At 36.2% G+C, this 19,804-nt stretch carries 17 protein-coding genes; 3 read left to right on the forward strand and 14 right to left on the reverse strand.

All coding sequences use genetic code 11. The annotated features are described in order from the left end of the window. Window positions 1-78 precede the first annotated feature (78 nt). Together istA and istB are read left to right on the forward strand one after the other, a co-directional pair. Window positions 79-1,623 carry an IS21 family transposase gene (gene istA, locus MKY77_RS24760; RefSeq protein WP_339149856.1) on the forward strand — a complete coding sequence of 515 codons (1,545 nt, stop codon included), beginning with the start codon at window positions 79-81 and terminating at the stop codon, window positions 1,621-1,623. Beyond that, the gene (gene istB / locus MKY77_RS24765) at window positions 1,623-2,387 is read left to right on the forward strand and encodes an IS21-like element IS643 family helper ATPase IstB (RefSeq protein WP_339149857.1); all 765 of its coding nucleotides are present in this window, start codon (window positions 1,623-1,625) and stop codon (window positions 2,385-2,387) included. Before istA ends, istB begins: the two co-directional genes overlap by 1 nt. On the opposite strand, the gene MKY77_RS24770 is transcribed toward istB, so the two are convergent. From MKY77_RS24770 to MKY77_RS24800, 7 genes are all read right to left on the reverse strand, one after another. Next, window positions 2,342-2,992, reverse strand: a complete 651-nt coding sequence (locus MKY77_RS24770) for a M14 family zinc carboxypeptidase (protein WP_339148230.1) — start codon at window positions 2,990-2,992, stop codon at window positions 2,342-2,344. The genes istB and MKY77_RS24770 overlap by 46 nt on opposite strands. Window positions 2,993-3,657: 665 nt before the next feature. After that, window positions 3,658-5,505: a DUF3732 domain-containing protein gene (locus MKY77_RS24775; RefSeq protein ID WP_339148231.1), complete on the reverse strand. Its 1,848-nt coding sequence runs from the start codon at window positions 5,503-5,505 to the stop codon at window positions 3,658-3,660. Beyond that, on the reverse strand, window positions 5,502-5,960 hold the full coding sequence (locus MKY77_RS24780) for a three component ABC system middle component (RefSeq protein WP_339148232.1): 459 nt from the start codon (window positions 5,958-5,960) through the stop codon (window positions 5,502-5,504). Before MKY77_RS24780 ends, MKY77_RS24775 begins: the two co-directional genes overlap by 4 nt. After that, on the reverse strand, window positions 5,953-7,251 hold the full coding sequence (locus tag MKY77_RS24785) for a hypothetical protein (RefSeq protein ID WP_339148233.1): 1,299 nt from the start codon (window positions 7,249-7,251) through the stop codon (window positions 5,953-5,955). Before MKY77_RS24785 ends, MKY77_RS24780 begins: the two co-directional genes overlap by 8 nt. 1,088 nt (window positions 7,252-8,339) lie before the next feature. Further along, complete coding sequence (locus MKY77_RS24790) at window positions 8,340-8,615, reverse strand: hypothetical protein (RefSeq protein WP_342515556.1); 276 nt, start codon at window positions 8,613-8,615, stop codon at window positions 8,340-8,342. Further along, window positions 8,578-8,997, reverse strand: coding sequence for a hypothetical protein (locus tag MKY77_RS24795; RefSeq protein ID WP_339148234.1), 420 nt, complete (start codon window positions 8,995-8,997; stop codon window positions 8,578-8,580). The genes MKY77_RS24790 and MKY77_RS24795 overlap by 38 nt, the downstream gene beginning before the upstream one ends. 18 nt (window positions 8,998-9,015) lie before the next feature. After that, complete coding sequence (locus MKY77_RS24800; protein ID WP_339148235.1) at window positions 9,016-10,329, reverse strand: metallophosphoesterase; 1,314 nt, start codon at window positions 10,327-10,329, stop codon at window positions 9,016-9,018. An 840-nt stretch (window positions 10,330-11,169) separates the two neighbouring features. Here MKY77_RS24800 and MKY77_RS24805 point away from each other — a divergent pair. Next, on the forward strand, window positions 11,170-12,894 hold the full coding sequence (locus MKY77_RS24805; RefSeq protein WP_339148236.1) for a recombinase family protein: 1,725 nt from the start codon (window positions 11,170-11,172) through the stop codon (window positions 12,892-12,894). Here MKY77_RS24805 and rlmH read toward each other — a convergent pair. The 7 genes from rlmH to walK form a co-directional block, all read right to left on the reverse strand. Further along, a complete protein-coding gene (rlmH, locus tag MKY77_RS24810; protein ID WP_339148237.1) occupies window positions 12,835-13,314 on the reverse strand; it encodes a 23S rRNA (pseudouridine(1915)-N(3))-methyltransferase RlmH in 480 nt (159 codons plus the stop codon). The two genes, MKY77_RS24805 and rlmH, sit on opposite strands and share 60 nt — an antisense overlap. An 82-nt stretch (window positions 13,315-13,396) precedes the next feature. Continuing rightward, entirely contained in the window at window positions 13,397-13,645 is a 249-nt protein-coding gene (locus tag MKY77_RS24815; protein WP_339148238.1) for a CxxH/CxxC protein, read from the reverse strand. Between the two features lie 16 nt (window positions 13,646-13,661). Beyond that, window positions 13,662-14,915 carry a S1C family serine protease gene (locus MKY77_RS24820; RefSeq protein ID WP_339148239.1) on the reverse strand — a complete coding sequence of 418 codons (1,254 nt, stop codon included), beginning with the start codon at window positions 14,913-14,915 and terminating at the stop codon, window positions 13,662-13,664. Between the two features lie 108 nt (window positions 14,916-15,023). Beyond that, entirely contained in the window at window positions 15,024-15,818 is a 795-nt protein-coding gene (locus MKY77_RS24825; RefSeq protein ID WP_339148240.1) for an MBL fold metallo-hydrolase, read from the reverse strand. Window positions 15,819-15,824: 6 nt separating this feature from the next. Then, window positions 15,825-16,631 (reverse strand): two-component system regulatory protein YycI, encoded by an 807-nt coding sequence (gene yycI, locus MKY77_RS24830; protein ID WP_339148241.1) that lies wholly within the window; start codon window positions 16,629-16,631, stop codon window positions 15,825-15,827. Between the two features lies 1 nt (window position 16,632). Next, the gene (yycH, locus tag MKY77_RS24835; protein WP_339148242.1) at window positions 16,633-17,970 is read right to left on the reverse strand and encodes a two-component system activity regulator YycH; all 1,338 of its coding nucleotides are present in this window, start codon (window positions 17,968-17,970) and stop codon (window positions 16,633-16,635) included. Continuing rightward, window positions 17,967-19,802: a cell wall metabolism sensor histidine kinase WalK gene (gene walK / locus MKY77_RS24840; protein ID WP_339148243.1), complete on the reverse strand. Its 1,836-nt coding sequence runs from the start codon at window positions 19,800-19,802 to the stop codon at window positions 17,967-17,969. The genes yycH and walK overlap by 4 nt, the downstream gene beginning before the upstream one ends. Window positions 19,803-19,804 lie beyond the last annotated feature (2 nt).

The following is a 19,804-nucleotide window of genomic DNA, read 5'->3' on the forward strand; positions in this document are numbered from 1 at the left end:
GCTCAATCAACCTATTACTTTAGTAAAATAGTTTGTGACGTTATTTTACTGGAGGTTAGGATTTTGGAGGAGAAGTTAGTGTTATATATTAAGATTCATGAATTACATAAAAGAAAGTTTAAAGTATCACAAATAGCTAAAGAGCTTAAGGTCTCAAGGCCAACTGTCTATAAGTATTTAGAAATGACATTCGATGAGGCTACAGCTTATACTGAACAACCTTTAGGAAAGAAGAAAAAACTAGATCACTATAAGGACTGGATACTTGCCTGGCTAGAAGAGTACCCTCATCTAAGTAGTGCTCAGATCCATGATTGGCTTTTAGAGAGATACCCCGACCTCGTGGTCGGTGGAAGTACTGTAAGAACATATGTGAGGGGTATTCGAGAAGTCTACCAGATTGAGAAAAAGGTGATTGTCCGTCAATACGAAGCAGTTCCTGAACAGCCTATGGGTAAACAACTCCAGGTAGATTGGGGAGAAACAAAACAGAAAACAGTAAACAACAAAGAAACCAAGCTGTACTTTATTGCCTTTGTACTCGCTAACTCTCGTTATAAATACATGGAATGGCAAGCACGCCCATTTACGACAAGAGATGCGATCCGTTGTCACGAAAATGCGTTTCAGTTTTATGGAGGGCGAACAGAAGAAATTGTCTACGATCAAGATCATTTAATCTCAGTGAGTGAAAATGCAGGACAACTGCTTTTAACAGCTGAATTTCAAAGCTATGTTAATGAGCGTAAATTCAAAATATACCTGTGCAGAAGAGCAGATCCCGAATCTAAAGGTATGATTGAAAATGTAGTGAAATACATTAAAGGCAATTTTGCAGACAGTCGTGTATTTAATGACATTGAAGATTGGAATGAACGTGCACTACAATGGCTCAAGCGTACTGGTAACCACCAGGTGCACCAGACAACGAAAAAAAGACCAGCAGAAGTGTTTCTCCTCGAAAAGCAACACTTACAGCCAGTCTCTTCGTTACTTTCATATGAAAGCACCAATAATCAAAGTATAACAAGAAGTGTAAGCAAGGACAACACGATTCGCTACAAGTCAAACCGTTATTCCGTCCCACTCGGGACTTATCAAACTATGAGTGAGAACCTTGTGTGGGTTGAAGCGAAGGTAGAAGATCACAAAACTCTTGTCATACGTAGAGAAGCAAATGGTGAAGTGATTGCCGAGCATGTCATCAGCTCGGAAAAGGGAAAACTTATTCAAAATCGTCACCATACCCGAGATCGCTCTAAAGGCATTAAGGAACTTAAGCAACGCCTCATTTCTCTCTTTGAAGAACAGCTTAAAGCAGCTGCATACTTGGATGAGGTTAGTCAAAGATACCCAAGGTATCAGCGAGATCAGTTTGCGATTATCTATAAAGTAATCCAGCAGTATCCGACCTTAGTTGATTCTGTTTTAACTAAGTGCATGACAGAGAAGCTTTACAATGCGAATGATTTTCGTGATATCGCTCATCATCTCGATACATTACAAGTTGAACCGGCTGAAGAGGTACAATCCTTTTACACAAATTCGTTAAAACACTCTCATATCAAAGCATCTACGCGTTCTCTTAATGCTTATACCAGTATTTTAGGAGGTAGAGCATGATGAACAAGACTGTACATGAACTACAAGATCAATTCCGTCAGCTACGATTGGCGGAGACTGCGGAGGAGCTTCCACTGCTTCTTCGCGAAGCTGAAAAAGCATCATGGACCTACTTGGAGTTTTTAGAGTCTATTACCCGACATGAATTAGCCAAACGTGAAGCGAAAAGCCTTGAAAAAAGAATGAAATGGGCACGCTTCCCTTTCGTGAAGTCATTAGATGAGTTTGAGCTGAAAGGACAAAACGTTCTGACGGCTCGACAGCTCTCCCAACTCCGTGAATTAAGCTGGCTGGAGCAACAATACAATTTAATTCTTCTTGGTCCCCCTGGCATTGGAAAAACATATATCGCAATTGGACTTGGACTCGAGGCTGTTTATAGAGGGTTCAATGTTTATTTCGCCACAATGGGTGAACTTGTGCAGCTTTTAAAATCAGAAGAGTACTTGAACAAATCTAAAGTCCAATTAAAAAGAATCAGAAATGCCGACCTAGTAATCATCGACGATTTAATGTATATGGCCATGGATCAGAGAGAAGCGAACCTATTTTTTCATTTGATTAATCATTTGTACGAACGAAGTTCGATTATCCTGACATCAAATAAAAGTCCAGATGAATGGGGCAATTTAATAGGAGACCAAGGGATCACCACAGCTATTTTAGATCGTTTACTTCATCGTGTGGAGGTCATCCATGGAGACGAAAAAGAGGAAAGTCATCGGATGAAAAATCGGAAGAGCATTTTTTCAGCAGAAATGTAAAAAGGAAATGAGCAAAAAGTGTAAAATTCAACTTGACGTCTACAAAAGCCTGGGTTCTGGTCATAATTCCAGACTCCAGGATAGGAATAATAGTTCCATGCAGGTGAGACCCCTGCAAGCTGAGGGAATGCTGCCACCACCTCTGCCCATTCCATTTCATTTGCACGTCGGCTCAATTCGGAACCATCCACGTTCAGCATAGGAATCGCCACAATCGTCAGCTCATCCAATATTCTATTTACTTCAGGAGAATTGCTGGATCCTAACTTCTGTAAAATATTGAGAAGTGCAACCGTACCTGTTTTCTCGTTACCGTGGATTTCACTTTGGATCAGGACTACCTTATCGCCATGGCCGACAGAAGCCTTATAAATACCGCGTCCCTGATTCGTATAGCCCGCAGTCTCCACCGTCACCTTCCCTTGGCTTGTCTGTTGAATCTGCTCTAATTTTCTTCCAAGCTCCTCATAATTGATGTACCCATTGATAGGCAAAGTTTCATTCGGCTGCGGACTCGGCCCCGGATCTGCAGAACCCATCGTCGGCACAGCCAGTAACGAAGCTGCTAAAGCTGTTGAACTTAAAATTTTCCATACCTTATTCATTCTAAATCCCTCCATGCTTTTATGTAGTTGCAAGGAAGGATTTCTACATTTTACGCTCGATTCCTTTCGGGTTCCGAAAAATGATTAGATATGACTAAATCGCTAAATGAAGAAGTGGGAGTTAATAATCATATTTTTCTGACTAATTTATAGATAGACGTTCTAATGAACTATTTAGATATTCGAAACTTTCGGATTACTAATTTTTATTGAAAATATCAGGTTTACTCTCAATGAGCATAATGGAGTAAACAATGAAAATATTAATTTAAAAACCACCTAAAACGCTATAATATCCACGTTCCAGGTGGTTCCTTTTAAAACCTCATTTACTTATGGTACGGTTCACCGTGGTTATTTAAGAGGCAAAAAACAGACAGGAAAAATACTTTCCTGTCTGTTTTTTAGGTCATATTTTTGTTCATAAAGTAACACAATTTTGAGTCGTGCGCGTCTGCCAATTCCGCCCAAACACGCTAGTAAAGGATTTTAGCCAATTATATCAATGCTTTTTGTGTTGTTGTCCATACGATTATTAAAGTACCCATAAATATTATATAACATTATTTAATAAATTTTAATAAATGAATCATGTATTTCTTAGCATTAAAACTATCTCTATACGTTTATACGGTTAAATCAATGTAAACATTTTTTATAAAATATTAATCTTCATTAATTAAAGCATTTCCATATCTAAACTCTTCAACTAAATGGAAGTTCTCCATTCCATCCCACACACTTGTTGGAATGTGCTCTAAAACAATAAATTGAAATTCCTCATTATACATTTTATTTACATGACTAATAAAATCATTTAACAACTTCATCGCAGTGGTGATTTTTCCTTTATCACTTACTTCGACTTTACTCCAATTGTCCTCTTCCTCACCATAATAGGGTCTGCTAGGTTGGTCTAAAATCATAAATTGAGGAATATAAGGAGATTTCTGTATGATACTAGCCTCATGTAACCCTAAAAATAAACACAAATGCATAAATAGATGATTAGAACTACTTCCCACATAAGAAGCATAAATTGAATTACTAGGTCTTAATGACAATGACTTATCCTTGAAGTTAAATAAAGCTCTATACCCTTCATAATTACCTAATGCACTACCGACCTTATCTAAGTAATTTTGTATCAAAGACTCTAACATACTTTTAAAGGCTTCTCTGTCGATTTTTTCATCCCGCACTAAATTATTTAGTCTCTTTAGCTCTTTTTCCTTCTCCTCAAGTTCTTCACTAAAGTCTTCATTTTCATCCCTTTTCTGATATAATGACAATTTATACTTTAGTTCCCCGAGGAATAAGAGTTTTTCTGTTTCGCTGCCTAATGAAAGATAATTTTCTTTTTGAGGATATTGTTCAAGTTTATTATTAATATGTGACAGTTTTTGTTCTAGTTTATTTAATTCATCACTGATGTTTAAGTTAAAAGGTTTCTTATTTTTCAACTGTTTTTTTATTGAATTAAACTCATCTTCTAATTGTTCTACCAGTGAGGACGTTTCTGGTAGTAACAATAGTTCACTAAAATTTTCTTTTACATATTTGATCGGCTTTAAGCTATCATAGTTATTTTTTTCAATTTCAAGGTAGGATTTATATTGATTTTCTAGTTTTTTGAAGTTCCTAATTTTCCTTATTATTAAATTTTTCTCTTTAGTTAATTCATCAATTTCAGAAAAAGAATTAGATATATCATACACCTTTTGTTCATTACATAATTCTTGTAAGGTATTAAGGTAGTTTTCAGGTCCGATAAATTTATCATCGATTAAGTTTAATATTCTTGCTTGTTTTATGTCTTTTTTAATGTAAGACTCAAATAAATTTTCTTCTTTCTCGAATAAAGTTTGTTTCTTTTTTATTCTATTGATTTCTTTTTCAATTAAAACTATTTTTTCTTTTAGTAATATATTTTCAATATCTTCAATTTTTAGGGCAATATCAAATATTCTTTCTAAAGCTTCTCTGTATCTAGTAATATTTTGCTTATCAAAATAAACTTCATTATTTGAAATAGTATTTCCAGATTGAGTATTAAATAATAAAAAATATCTAAATGATACCTTGTTTCCAGCCTTTATACTTTTACCACTATATGGTATTACCAATTTGCTACTTATTGAAAATTCTGTTTGAATTATTTCCTTAAGTTCTTCTTCTGACATATTAGTATGAGGCTTTTCTGGTACCTTTCCTGATGAAGAGTAATAATAGTTAGAAGAGCCACGTCTGTTTATTATTTTTTCCCTAGCTATAGTAAAACACTTGTCATTAATGAAAAAAGTTAATCCATACCATTCTACATTTTCATTAATTTTCTCTTCAGAAATTGCAGCATTACTTGAAAAAAAGCAATAATCAATAATTGACATAATCTCAGATTTGCCAGTGCCACTAGCACCCGTAATAACATTAACTTTATTTGGTTTAAATTTAATTTCTCTAATCCTATTCTTCTTCAACCATAATGTGACCGCTTCTATATAAAATTTCATAGTTCCACCCTTAATTGAAGATATAAATTTTTAGTATCTTCCATTAGTATTTGAGATAAGTTTTCAGCTCCAAGAATTATTTCTTTCGCTCTGTTTCCAAGACTTTTATTTTCTATTTCGAATACATTATCCTCTTTAAGTAATATTTCCCCATCTTTAATACTGATCAGTTTCATTCTATTCAAAAGAATAATTGAGTTTATTGATACAGGAAGAAGAGAGTAGAACCTTTCATTATAATTGGAAAAGTTTGATGGATACTTAATGATAAATTCTTCTAAACTTCTAACTTTTATATTCTTTCTTTTTAATACTTTTAAAGTATTATTATGTGAAAAAAACGGTAAAATCAGCATTGATTTCCCTATATTCATTTTTTTATGGTAATTAAGTACGGACAATATTGAAATAAGACCAATTAATTCGTTATTATAGATTGTTAGATTTTTATTCATTTTTATACCTCTTACCCCAATCGTATCTCCAACCAATCAAAGGCTTATCTGACAGTAAATAAAATTGACCATTGCTCATCTCTAGATCTAATTGTGTTTCATCAATGTTCAATTTCTTGCTTAAAATCTCATCTAAACATAGGTTTGCTAAACCAATTAATTCATTCTCATCGACATGTGTACCTTTTAATCTTAGTTTTCTTTTTAATTTTGAATAGGTACTATTAAATATAACTTCCCATTCATATATCGATTCTTCATCGAACCTATCTTTCTCTAGGCTCATTATTTCTCCTTCTTGCTTCCACTGTTCTAGGTTATTGAAAGTCAGCAGTTTTGCTATCGTTCTCTTTATAACCTGGTCTTTGTAGTCATCATCTTCTTCGGAGATAACTCCAATATCTTCTAGCTGTTTGATAAATAATTGCTCTTCGGGGTTCCCCTCAATTATAGGCTTATCTCTTCTTACTACCTTTTTATTTGTCTTTCCTAATAAAAAACACCTTGTATATTTCTCATATAAATCATCAAAACTGTATTCAATTCTTCCTCTTTGTTTAATAGTAATATAATTATCCCTTCTTATATTACTATCAAGACTGTTAAAAACATCGTCTATATTATTTTCTGGAATAAATTTTGCTTTAATTCTTAATCTAATTCTTCCAAATAAATCATCTTCATTAAGACTAAAACTAAGCTTTTCCAAGAAAACACTTAGCCATTCATCATTTTGATTTAATAATTCCTTTATATAAAGTAAGACTTTATTTTCTCCCTTTTCATCATCCTTCTTATCCTCTTGTTTTTTTATTCCAGCTCTATACTTTTCTTTTAGGTACTCTTTAAACTCTTCAATACTAAATACACCATCTTTAAACTTTCTATGATTAACTAAGAAATTATTTGTTGTATTATCAGCTTTATTAGAAATCAAAATAAAATTAGTCTTTTTTATAAATTCAAGTTGAGAATCTAAATCTTTTCTTTTTTCAACAGTATCATTTATAACTTTTATCCAGTTATAAATAGTCTTCCATAGGTCAACATCACTTTCTCTAAGGTTTATTATTTCATCCTGTGCATTAGTTTGTATGGAATGTTTTAATTGCATTAAGGTCTGGGTTCCATCTTGGTAGTCTATATGAATGTCATCCTTAATTTCCAATCCAATTGACTCGCCTGATTCTAAGCCCAGAATCAAATAAAGAAAATAGTAATATTGATATTCAAATCCAATAGACTTATCTTCCGCTGCTGTAATATCTTGATGTGACTTAACCTTTGTCATTTACTTATCCCCTTTTAGATTTGTATAAGAATATTGTAGGAGCATAATACAAACAGCAAGCACTATACACTTAATTTTTAAAATTAGCAAACAGTAAAATTATACCATAATTCATCTAAATTCTACAAAAATTTCAATGATTCCAATAATAATAACATTGGTTCCTTTATTCTTAATTAGATTAGTAATATAGGTTCGTAGAATTTTTGAATAGAATTTATGTATAGATGTACTACCTACTATAATAAAGGTAGGTGATATTTTTAAACCTGTTATCCCCCGTTTATTGTCCATTTCCTATTCTTATAACACAATAATCTATTAAATTAATTTCTAAATATTCTATAGTTGTAAATGTACACCTCTTAAGCTGACAAGATGTTCTACTTTCATAATATACTAGAAAACTCCTTCGAATCCATAAATTGTTAATTAATAGACGTAATTTATGATACTATTATCTTAAAAAGAAACAATGAGGCCACAAGTATGAGTGAATTAGTATTTGAAAAGAGAGATTTCAGACGAGATTCAAACTATAACCTTAAAACGGTCCAACTAAATAATTATCCTATTGTCTATATTCTTTATAATGAGAAAAAAAGGCCATCCGCTTATATCGGACAAGCCGTTCAAGCTACAAGAAGGTTAAAGAATCATTTAGAAGATAATAGGCGCAAAGATTTGAAAACTCTACTCCATAATGCTTCACCGTTCATTACTTTACACCTCGACACGCTAGATTATTACCATAATTATACATACCTTATACCCTTTTATCTATGTATATCTTCATATATTTGTATAAACAATAAACCCGCCAATCAGGTTATAGTCCCCTTGATTGGCGGGTCGGATCAATATCTTATATTTCAACGTCAAGCTCAATCCCGGACTTGAACTCTACAGTCACTTTATCACCATCAAGAGTTACCTTCTCATGTCATTTCAATGCGCAGTAAAAAGCTTAATACGAAAAAACGATCACCTAATAAGTGACCGCCTTCCTCATAAAATTGTTTGATTCCAAGTATATTTGTACTGTGCAGGAAAAAACTTTCATTTAACCCAAGGCCCTTTTTGGTGGTTTAGAGTAAAGGTATTGCTCTTTCTGTTTGGATAAAGTTTAAACTTTTTTCTTCCTGTTTAGTCAATAAAGTAATATCTAAAGTTATATTAAATTCATAAAAAAAAGTACAATACAAGTTCTTTCTCAAAAGAAGTATGTCTTGAATAGATATTTCGTCTTTATTATAAACTATTATTAAATCAATATCATTGGGTGAATTAGAATAAAGTAAAGAACCAAAAAGATAAAAATCTAAATTAGAATAAAGAACGTTTTCCTTTTTTAAGTTGTTCACGCTGGAACGGAGTAAGGTAATTAAGGAATAGGTTTCCTTCAAAATTTAAAGCCCCCATAAACTCATCAATGAGAAATAACCCAATTTTATTAGCTTTTGCAACTTCCTTTCCACTTACCGAGTAACTATTCCAAGTGCTGATGGTAACAATAGCATCAATATGATTATGACTTGACATTATTTCTATAACTTCCGCTTCACTTACGGAATAAAAATTTGTCAAGTGAACCAAAACGTTTCTCCCGTTCGTTTTGGTAATCTTAAAGAGTTGTTTTTCGACTTGTTCAATTTTTCTTACTTTATTGTGGCTACCAATAGCATCTAAAAAATATTGGATACTTTCTGGTCTAGGTATTTTTTCGTATCTTCCTCCCTCAGGCATAAATATCTTCCTCCTTATTTATTCTAGAATTGTTAGTATTTCTTTGGGAAATGTAGGAACTTTAGAACTTTTATATTTAGATAAATGATTCATTTCAAACCCTTCTATATGATTCTTATATAAATTAAGAACAAATAATTTGTCCTCTGAAATTAATTCTTTATTACTTTGTAGTATTTCTAAAATTTTTTTATTATTTGGAATAATATCAGTAATGCACTTTTCTTTCCACATATATGCAAACTCTGAAACTGGGGTATGCTGGGCTGTAATACTAAATGGTCCATATTGCTTAAAAATTCGTTCATTTTCTGAAAATAGTTCACTTAATTCTTTTTTTAGTTTATCTTTTTTACAATTTATTTCATCTTCTGATCTATTTTTATTATTTGAGAATTTTGGGATGTGATACTCCAAAACGCCATTTTCCATTTTCCTACCTAACGTATTATTTAATGTCCAATATTCATGTTCACTGTTCCAAATATATTGGGAAATTTTCGCAACGCCATCCTCGATTAAAAAGTCTCCGAAACCTCCTAGAGAATATTCATCTGAGTGCACTCCAGCACTAACAATATTTAAGAGATTATTATATTGATTTGCTTCTATATTGTATGCTGCTCTATGTACATGACCAGAAAGGTATAAATCAATATTAAAATCATCAAATAAACTTTTAATTGCATTTTTATCACTATCAGCCATACATTCTAATGTATGGTGCCCAATGGCAATAGACAATTTATTATTATCTACTCCTAAATTAGATAAACAATCCAATAATTTATTCTTCCCAATAAGTAATGCCCCTTCTTCTCCAGCTCTATTTGCAATAAGACATGTATTTAAATGCACTATATTATAATTTTCTGTTTCAAGTAAAAAGTGAATATTATTTAAGGGGTATTCTTTTGTTAAAAAGTCAAAATAGAAGGTTGAAAAAGAATCGAAACTACTCAATATTTTAGACTTATTCTCCTCATCTTCAAGATATTCATCTAATGTGTTTGAAGGGTTATTTGATTCAACGATTTCATTAATCAAATCAGTTCTATCACTATTTCGTCTGATGTCATGATTTCCAGGAATAATATATATTTGCTTTTTCGATAAATTAAGTATTCTAAAAATTTCTTCGAAAAATCTCATTTGATTTTCGTTAAAACCTTGTCCTTGATGGGAGAGATCTCCTGTTAAAATAACAAAATTAAATGGGTTTACTTGATTTAACTCATTTATTTTTGTTAATAGCCTCATCCTCATTCTTCTAGATTGATAATTTTCAACTTGAAAGTGAATATCAGAAATATGTAAAAAACGCAAAAGCATTGTATAGCACCTCAAATATTTAACATAAATTCGAATAATCTATTATATACTCTGAATTATTATTAGTATTCTACATCGCTTCCAATTTTTCCTTCTTCACTTTAACTGCTTCGTTATTTTGAGTGAAATCCTACACAAAGTCCATAGAATAAAGGAGGATTTTGCACATTATTACGTCTACTGTGCAACAGATTACAAAAAAGAAGCGGGATATATCGAACCCACTTCAACCCCAAAATACCTCGATATAAACAACGAATTTGATTTAAACTTGAATATATTAAGAAAATTCATGTTATAGAAATCATCCAGAATTTTTATATTCCATCTATTTAATGTTATATTTACTTCGTAAGCTGCCTAGTTCTTTCAGGGGTTAGAGTTAACATTACTCCTACATCCCTAAATTTCATAGGTTCATCACTGACCCCGTATATAGAATCTAAAATTAGTTGTTCTCTATCTGATAAAACACTCTTATTTTCTTAATGAACTTTTTATACTCTTGTGATTCTCTCTCCTTTATTATTTAATAATAGCGCTTTTTTTCATTTATCTTTTAATTTGTCCTTATCTCTATATAGTAAAGAACATCTTCCTTAGTTATCATATAAAATTTCAACAACTCCTTTTTTCATACTAGTCAGTAAATCACTCTAAAACATAATTCGACAACTAATGTTATATACCTCCAGAACTTGAAAAGCATGTGTTTTTATAACGTCTTCAGTTTTGTCATAACATTACCTTTAACCACTCATCTGTGTACTAATAAATCCCTAGTTTAATTAGGTATTTTTCCCCTCCTTTAAGACCAATACTGTTATAAACGATAATGGAGTGGTTAATCTGAATGAAATAAAAAGCGTAGCAATATACGTTCGTGTCAGCACCGAAGAACAGGCAAGTGAAGGCTATAGCATTTCTGCACAATTGCAAACCCTTCGCCAATTTACTCATCTTTACGGCTGGCAGATCGCTGAAGAATACGTCGATGAAGGCATTAGTGGTAAAGATATAAAAGGCCGACCGGCATTGCAAAGAATGATATTGGATGTGGAGAAGGACAAATTCCAAGCTGTATTGGTATGGAAGATATCACGTCTTTCAAGAAATATGTTAAATACTCTTGTGCTGCTAGATAAATTCGAAGAGTATGTTGTAAAGTTCATTTCCTACTCTGAGAATTTTGATACATCCAGTCCTATAGGTAAACTGGTCGTACAATTGATGGCATCCATTGCCGAAATGGAGAGAAATACCCTTTCTGAAAATGTGAAGCTAGGAATGACTCAACGTGCTAAAGTAGGAAGCTGGAACGGCGGCGTGGTTTTCGGATTTGATTCTATAGAAAAAGAGCTTATCATTAATCCAAAAGAAGCAGAGATTGTTCAACTTATTTTTACTCTATATGCAGAAGGTAAAGGTCTCAAAGCCCTCGCTAATCACTTAAACAAAGAAGGATATCGGACTAAACGTGGCAGACACTTCTCAATCAATGGTATTGCTACAATATTAGATAATCCTATCTATGTTGGTAAAATACGATGGTTACAAGTTGAGAACTGGGATAAAAAGAGAAGGCGTGGAAAAAATACGAATCCCATTTTAGTTGAAGGGAAACACGAAGCAATTATCTCCGACGAACTTTGGAATATCGTTCATGCCCGTAGACAAAGTAAGTCATTTAAGCAGCGTCAGTCTAACGAACCTTTTCTCTTAAGCAGTATCCTTAGATGTCCTAACTGTGGTCAAGGCATGGTCCCATCTATTACTATTTCTACTCGAAAAGATGGAACTAAACGAAAGCATCGCTATTATGTCTGTAGTGACTTCCACAACAAAGGATCATCAGCATGTAAAGCAAATTCAATTAAAGCCTACTATGCAGAAGATGCTGTCATTAATCGTATAACAGACTTCTTAAACGATTCAGCTGGCTTTAGTAATACTATAGAGAATATTAATGAAGACACGGTTCATACAAATGTGAAACTAAAAGAGCAGTTAGAGATGATTGAAGCAGAACTTAAAAAAGCCAATGCCATGCAAGAAAAATATATGGAAGCTTTTGAGCAAAATCTCTTCCCTGTATCCATACTACAGGAAAAGTTACACAAGTTAGCTAAATCGAAGAATGACTTAGTTCAAAAGAAAAATGAACTTAGCTTTCAACTAAGTTCATCCGACTCAAAAATTATTACACCTGACGTGGTTAGGCATTTATTAGAAATGTATGTACAAGTATTTCAACAGTCTTCGAGAGAAAAGAAAAAGCAGCTTTTTCAACTTTTAATAAATAAGATAACGATAATACAAGCTGACGGTCGCTCTCGAACGGTGGATAATATCGAACTCGATTTTGATTTTTCAGAAGTCAATCTGTCCAAAACATTTACACTTATTCACATCTTGTATCTTGAATCAGATCATTCAGAGCAAAATTCCTCTTCAAAACCTGATTCAAAAGACAAAATGCCATCTTATCTTCAGTTTTTTTTGCCTCTATTTATGGTACGGTTCCCCCCGATTAATCCGAAAACCCCGATAAACCTGCTCCAATAGTATCAACTTCATCAACTGATGCGGAAACGTCATCCTAGAAAAAGACAACGTATCATTCGCCCTCTTCATCACGTCCCCGCTCAACCCAAGCGATCCCCCAATCACAAACGCTACCTTACTCTTCCCATAAGTAGCCAGCTTGTCCATTTCCCTCGCCAATTCTTCAGATGAACGTTGCTTCCCTTCAATCGCCAAAGCAATCACATGGGTATCATCAGAAATCTTCCCTAGTATCCGTTCGCCTTCTTTATTTTTCACTTGTTCCATTTCGGCTTCGCTTAATTGTTCTGGGGCTTTTTCGTCTGGGAGCTCAATGATGTCTATTTTTGCGTAGGCACTCAAACGTTTCAAATACTCATTTATTCCTTGTTTCAGATACTTCTCTTTTAGTTTTCCTATTGTGATTATTGAGATATTCACATGTCATACCACCTTGCAAACAGTTTATCCACAGAAGTTATCCACATATCAACAATTTCTATCCACATTTAGTGGGCGAATATTAGTTCCCCACCATATATATTGCAGCTTCTTTACAAAATTCACAGGTTGTTGATAACTTTTCTTCTTCCGGTAACATCTCTAAAATTGGTGCTTCCTCGTGTTCATCTATGTACATTTCCATTGCTAACTCAATATGCTCTAAACAGCATTTCATTTTATCCACAATCCTTTCAAAACCTTCTTTAACTTCACTAGAATACCATTTATCCACATGTGAGGAAACAGAAAGGGAAGAGATTTCTGCCATCTCTCCCCTTTTCTTCTTATTCGCCGGTTGTATCTTCCGTTAAATTCACGGTTGTTGATTTTTGATCCTTGCCTCGATAGAAAGTTACCTTCATATCATCGCCGACCTGTTTTTCATTATAAAGATGCTTGCGCAACTCAATGACATCCCGCACTTGTTCGCCGTCAAGGTCCACAATAACATCATATTCCTGCAATCCTGCTTTAGCGGCAGGTGATCCAGGTGCCACTCCCGTAATATACACACCTGCACTTACTTCTTTCGGAAGCTTCAACGTCTGTTGCCAGTGGTAGCTTGATACATCGGACAACGAGCCAATGCTGACACCAAAGTATGGCCGTTTAACCTGGCCGTATTGCTCCAAGTCACTAATGATTGGAATCGCCGAGTTGACCGGTATGGCCAAACCGATACCTTCCACCGCGGACTGGGCAATTTTCATCGAGTTGATGCCGATGACTTTCCCTTGGATATTGATCAAAGCGCCTCCGCTGTTACCAGGGTTGATGGCAGCATCTGTTTGCATGACATCCGCGTGCCAATCCGGAGTGCCGTCCCTATTCACATCAACAGGAATGCTCCGATCTGTTCCGGAGATGATTCCCTGTGTTACCGAGCCGGAAAACTGCAGTCCTAGAGGGTTTCCGATGGCGATCACAGGCTCGCCTGTACGGACGCTGTCAGAGTCCCCGAAGTCCGCCACCTTTGTCACCATTTCATCTGCCATGGATAACACAGCAAGATCTGTCAACGGATCTTCACCGAGCACCTCTGCCGGTACCCTTGTCCCGTCAATCAGGCTGAGTTCCACCTGGGTTGCCCCTTCAATAACATGATAATTCGTCACCACATAGGCTTTTCCGTTCTCTTTTTTATAGATGACACCAGAGCCTGTCCCCGCCTCGCCTTCCTCATCTGTTTCGACTTCCGTGTCGTTCCAGAAGGAGGCATTTTGCAGGTTGATGACGCCGACAACTGCTTCTGCGACATTATCGACTGCTTCTGTTACACCTGATGTTACATTAACGGAGACATTGCGAATTTCCGCTGCAGTACCACCGGATTCTGACTGATTTGGCAACTGCCCGCGCTGTTCCACCGCTTGACGATTACTCCCATCCGGCATCACTCTTCCCGTCAAACCAGGGAAGGCCACAGCCAATAATAAAACGCCAAGTGACAACGCCACGATTCCAGGGAGAAAATACCTCCCTCTGTTTCCTTTTTGCTTAGAATGTTTGGATGGATCTTGTTTGTCGTAATATCCCATGTTGTCCTTCCTTTCTTTCACATCGCAACTACCATCGCCACTCCATGTAAAAGTCCTAAAGGGTCCAGGAAAAAAGACAAAAAGAAAGGCGCTATAAGCCTAAGACTTTTACACGAAAGCAAGCGCGGTTGGTTTCTCAGGATCTGTGTCATACAACTCCACTTGTTCTCCCACGATTACTCCCCGTGTGGCAAGTGTTTGCTGGACAGACATCCTCGCTAGATCTTTCATGTTATTATCTTTACTTAAATGCGCCAAATAAATACGCTTCGTTTTGTCTCCCATGACATCCGCCATGGCAAGGGCTGCATCCTCATTGGATACGTGTCCTACATCGCTTAAGATACGTCGTTTGATGCTCCATGGATAGTGTCCCATCTGTAACATCTGCACGTCATGATTGCTTTCAAAAACATAGGCGTCTGCATCGGAAATGATGCCTTTCACCCTGTCGCTGACATAACCAGTGTCGGTGATGACAACAACTTTTTTATCCCCATCATGGAAGGAATAGAACATCGGCTCTGCTGCATCGTGTGATACACCGAATGATTGAACATCCAGACCACCAAATGTTTTCACCTGTTCCAGCTCAAACGTGAATTTTTGCTCTGTCGGGATGACGCCAACCAGGCCGTCCATCGCCTTCCATGTCTTTTCATTGGCATAGATCGGGAGCTTGTACTTTCTGGCAAGTACGCCAAGTCCCTTAATGTGATCGCTATGCTCATGTGTCACCAAAATACCGGATAGATCTTCTATTTTTCTGCCTATCCCATTAAACAGTTCTTGCATTTTTTTGCCGCTCAAACCAGCATCGATTAATAAAGAATGCTCCTCTGTTGCGACATAAATTGCATTTCCTGTGCTGCCGCTTGCTAGCACGCTAAAATGCAGGCTCATGTCACTTCACTCCAATGTTCGATTGTCTTTTTTAATAATGGATCCTTCAAATGCGTTTACGAAAAAGTCCTGTTCAAGGTTCTTATTCTCGTTGATGACGATATGCCAAGTCGGGATCAATACATGCGAGTTCGTATTATCCAACAAGGTGTAATAGCCGAGTTCCATATGGCTGACATGGCTTCTTGACCGTAAATCGCCGCTGTTGTACAAGTTCTCCAATGCATTGAAAACAGAGATGACATCTTGCTCTACATCCATTTCCTCAAGATCCGTGATATATGTCTGCATATAGGAGACAATCTCACCCAGTTCGTTTAATTGTACCGTTACCATCCCACTCGAGTTACTGTAAATATGCTTTCCGTCATATTGCTGGAAAAAATATAACGTATTGCTAACAGGATTAAAGCCCCAGAACTTATATTGGTCGGCAAAGAGAATTTGATCTTGGAAAACCGTATTGAGCTTTGAGGTCATATTAGTTTCCGGAAGCGCAATCGGTTCCTTCCACTCAGCAAGTATTGTTGTTTCGTCTATACGCTTTACCTCTTGCCCCTTTTCCTCCATTAACTCCTTCACATCTTCATCAGTGAACACATAGCTGCTCCCGCTGATATAGCTTTCTTTAGAAGGTGCTTTTGGAAGGTCTGCATAGGTAATTTCATCTACCTCAAACTTCTCCTCTGTAGAGGCCTCAGCAAGTAATTCCAACTGACTTTTCTCTCTTTTATCAAGTATTTTTGCTCCAAGAAAGAGGTTTAAGACAAGGAACGTAAGGATGAAGATTGTCTTGGTTTTCCTCCAATCCATCTTACATTCCCCCTTCCAAATCATCGTTTTCCGTAAAGTTAAGCTTGGACCATGTTGAATGGCTTTCCTGGTAAACCCATATCGGTTCGATCGTGATGATCTCCGTTGTTTCAGAACTTCGCTTTAGTTCATAAGCGATTTTAATATCAGTCACTTTGCTGGGATCGATGTTCAACTTTTCCATTTCCCTCAATACACGCTCTCCTCTAGGAAGTTTCTTTTGGGGAGATCTAGGCACAATGATGCCAAATTCAAAGATTGGCCGAGTATACTCACGCAGTTCATTATTCCTCCAGGATTGTACAATCTCTGTGACCGCATCTGAATTAAAGTTGAATATTGGATAGTCACCAACATACATTCGATAGGAAACGGTGTCCTCCAAGGTACTCCTATTCCATTTATCCAGCTTATAATTTTCTACAGGTCCCGTCCAACCGCTATGATTATTCACAAACTCGATTCCTTGCTCAATGACATTGAATTCCAATGTATTTCCTTGTCCGGTGTTCCCGGGGTTTACATATTGGAGTTTATAATCATGATTGGTTACCCTCATCAGCCTGGAATCATCACGGTATACCTCCGCATCGAGCGTCATGTCTTTTGTTACAATGCTCGGCTCGCTAAAAAGTGCATCTTTGAAATCTTCCGGATTTAACTGATCGGTAAAATAACTATAGGTGCGTATTTGCTCCTCTTTCCTGTCCAGGGCAGGGAAGAATACATATCGATCATCCTGCGCTTTTAAAGAGAGGTAGAGCGGATTTGTTCTTCCTGTTTGATAAAAGGCACGCTCCATTTGGCTAAGCGATAGGTTGCTTACCCTTGCCGAATAAACTTCCTTCTCTTCGTAGTTGACCAAGAAGATGGTTTGCTCACTACCTTCAGATACAACGTTAAAATCAATCAGTATTCTGTTGATATTAATTTCCGGGATCTCACTATCCCTAAAGTTTGTTAGAAAACGGAACGTCTGCAACGGGATATCATCAGGAAATACCACTTCCATTTTTCTGTTGCCATGCATAAAAGAAGTAAAGTCATGGTTGTTATTGTCCACCCGTTCAATATCATAAAGGCTCCAACTTTTAAACTCATTCAGAAAGCGATCTGTATCCACATTCCCATGATGTACATCATCATAATGAAAAAGCATATGGCTTGGTTTTACAATTTGGTTGATTTCCTTCTTTTCCCTGATTTCCACATCACTGATGACTCGATCGCTGTTGATGTATTCATAGTCAGGTTGATAGGTCCACAGATTCCATGTAAGAACGAGGCTTAGTAGTACAAGAAAGGTTAAAATTAATGATTTAATAGTTTCATAATTCATGCCCAGTCATCCTCTTGTTCCTCTTGGGAGATAGGAAGTGTGAAGTAGATGGTAGTGCCTTTTCCTTCTTCACTCGATGCCCATATATCACCGTCATGGGCTTGGATCATTTCTTTGGCAATCGCCAACCCCAGTCCAGTACCCCCAAGCATTCTTGTTCTGGCTTTATCCACTCGGTAGAAACGCTCAAAGATTTTATTAATATCAGCCTTTGGAATTCCAACTCCTTGATCACTGATGCTTACCAAGATCTGATTGGCTGATTCTTCAATGTCAACTGTGAATATAATGGTCCCACCTTCTGGCGAATATTTCATGGCATTGGAAATAATATTATCCAGGACCTGCGTAATTTTATCTGTATCAAGGGAAACCTGAATTTTTTCTTTTGGAATGTTCCGTATGAAAGAAACCTTCTGAGATTTGGATAATTCAAACCTGTCAATAATCCTATTAAAGAATTCACCAAAGTCTATCTGTTTCTTATAAAAATGATAATCTCTGGAATCCATTTTGGAGAGTTGTAATAGATCATTAACTAACCTGATCATTCTTTCCGTCTCTGTTTGCGTGACATCCAAGAACCTAGGTGCGATCTCGTCATCCTTCCAGGCTCCATCAGCCAATGCCTCTAAGTAACTACGCATTGTAGTCAGTGGCGTTCTTAATTCATGCGATACATTTGCCACAAATTCCCGACGCTCCTGATCGATTTTTTCCTGTTCGGTGATATCGTGCAAAACGGTTATCAATCCATTAATAAACCCTGTCTCCTTCTGAATAACAGAGTTGCTCGCTCTAAGTATAAACGGTTTTTTCTCTGTACTGAAATCTAGAATCAAGGATTCCTGTTCGGAAATCAACAGGTCAAATGTGTGGGTTTCCTCAATGCCCAACACTTCAATGATCGATTTGTTTATAACTGTTTCACGTGGAACATCCAGCATCCCCAAGGCAGGTTCATTGATGAGGATGATTCTTCCTTTTCTATCCGTCGCAATTACACCATCTGTCATATGGGATAGAACAGAACTCAACTTTCTACGTTCGCCCTCAGTGGTCGCTTGAGCTTCCTGTAGCTTTTTTGTCAAGTTGTTGAAAGAGAGCGCCAACTGGCCAATTTCATCATTACCGTAAATATTAACCTTCCGGGAAAAATTCCCTCTGGCCATTTCCAGGGCCTGTTTTCTCATATCAGACATCGGTCTTGTAATTGTCTGGGCAAGGATAACGCCAAGTACCGCAGTAAATGCCATGGCAATGATCGTTCCTGTGGCAAAAATCCCATTGATTTGCCGCATCTGTGTATATAGTTTCTCCATGGAAGCCTCAACATAAATGGCACCGATGATCTCTTGGTTATTGGATTTAACAGGTGTAGCTATTTGTCTAACCCGATTCAAGGTCTGTCGATCTATTGCATCCTTAGGAGTTGACTTTCCCGTTACTAAAGCCCGTTTTACAAGAAGCTCTGTCGTCCTTTTTCCTACACTTGTTTGATTGTATGGATTAGAAGTCCCCAAGACCCTGCTGTTTGCATTCATCACTCGAATCTCATCAATGTCTTCCATTGTTACATCTTGCAGCACGGCACGGATATCTTCCTCAATGGTTGGAGAAGTATCATCCCGCTGCTTCTTTATTTCTTGCTCAATGCTGTATGCCAAAAGGTTGATACGCTCATTTAGGGATTCATTAAAGTTTTCAATCAGCTGATTTTCCAGCTTGCTGACAAAATAAACCCCGATGATCTGCATGGCAACCAAGATCAGCAATACATAGATCACCACAAACTTAAGATGAATGGATCGAAAAAAACCTACCTTTTTCATGT

This window comes from Sutcliffiella sp. FSL R7-0096 (assembly GCF_038595065.1).
Lineage (GTDB): Bacteria > Bacillota > Bacilli > Bacillales > Bacillaceae_I > Sutcliffiella_A.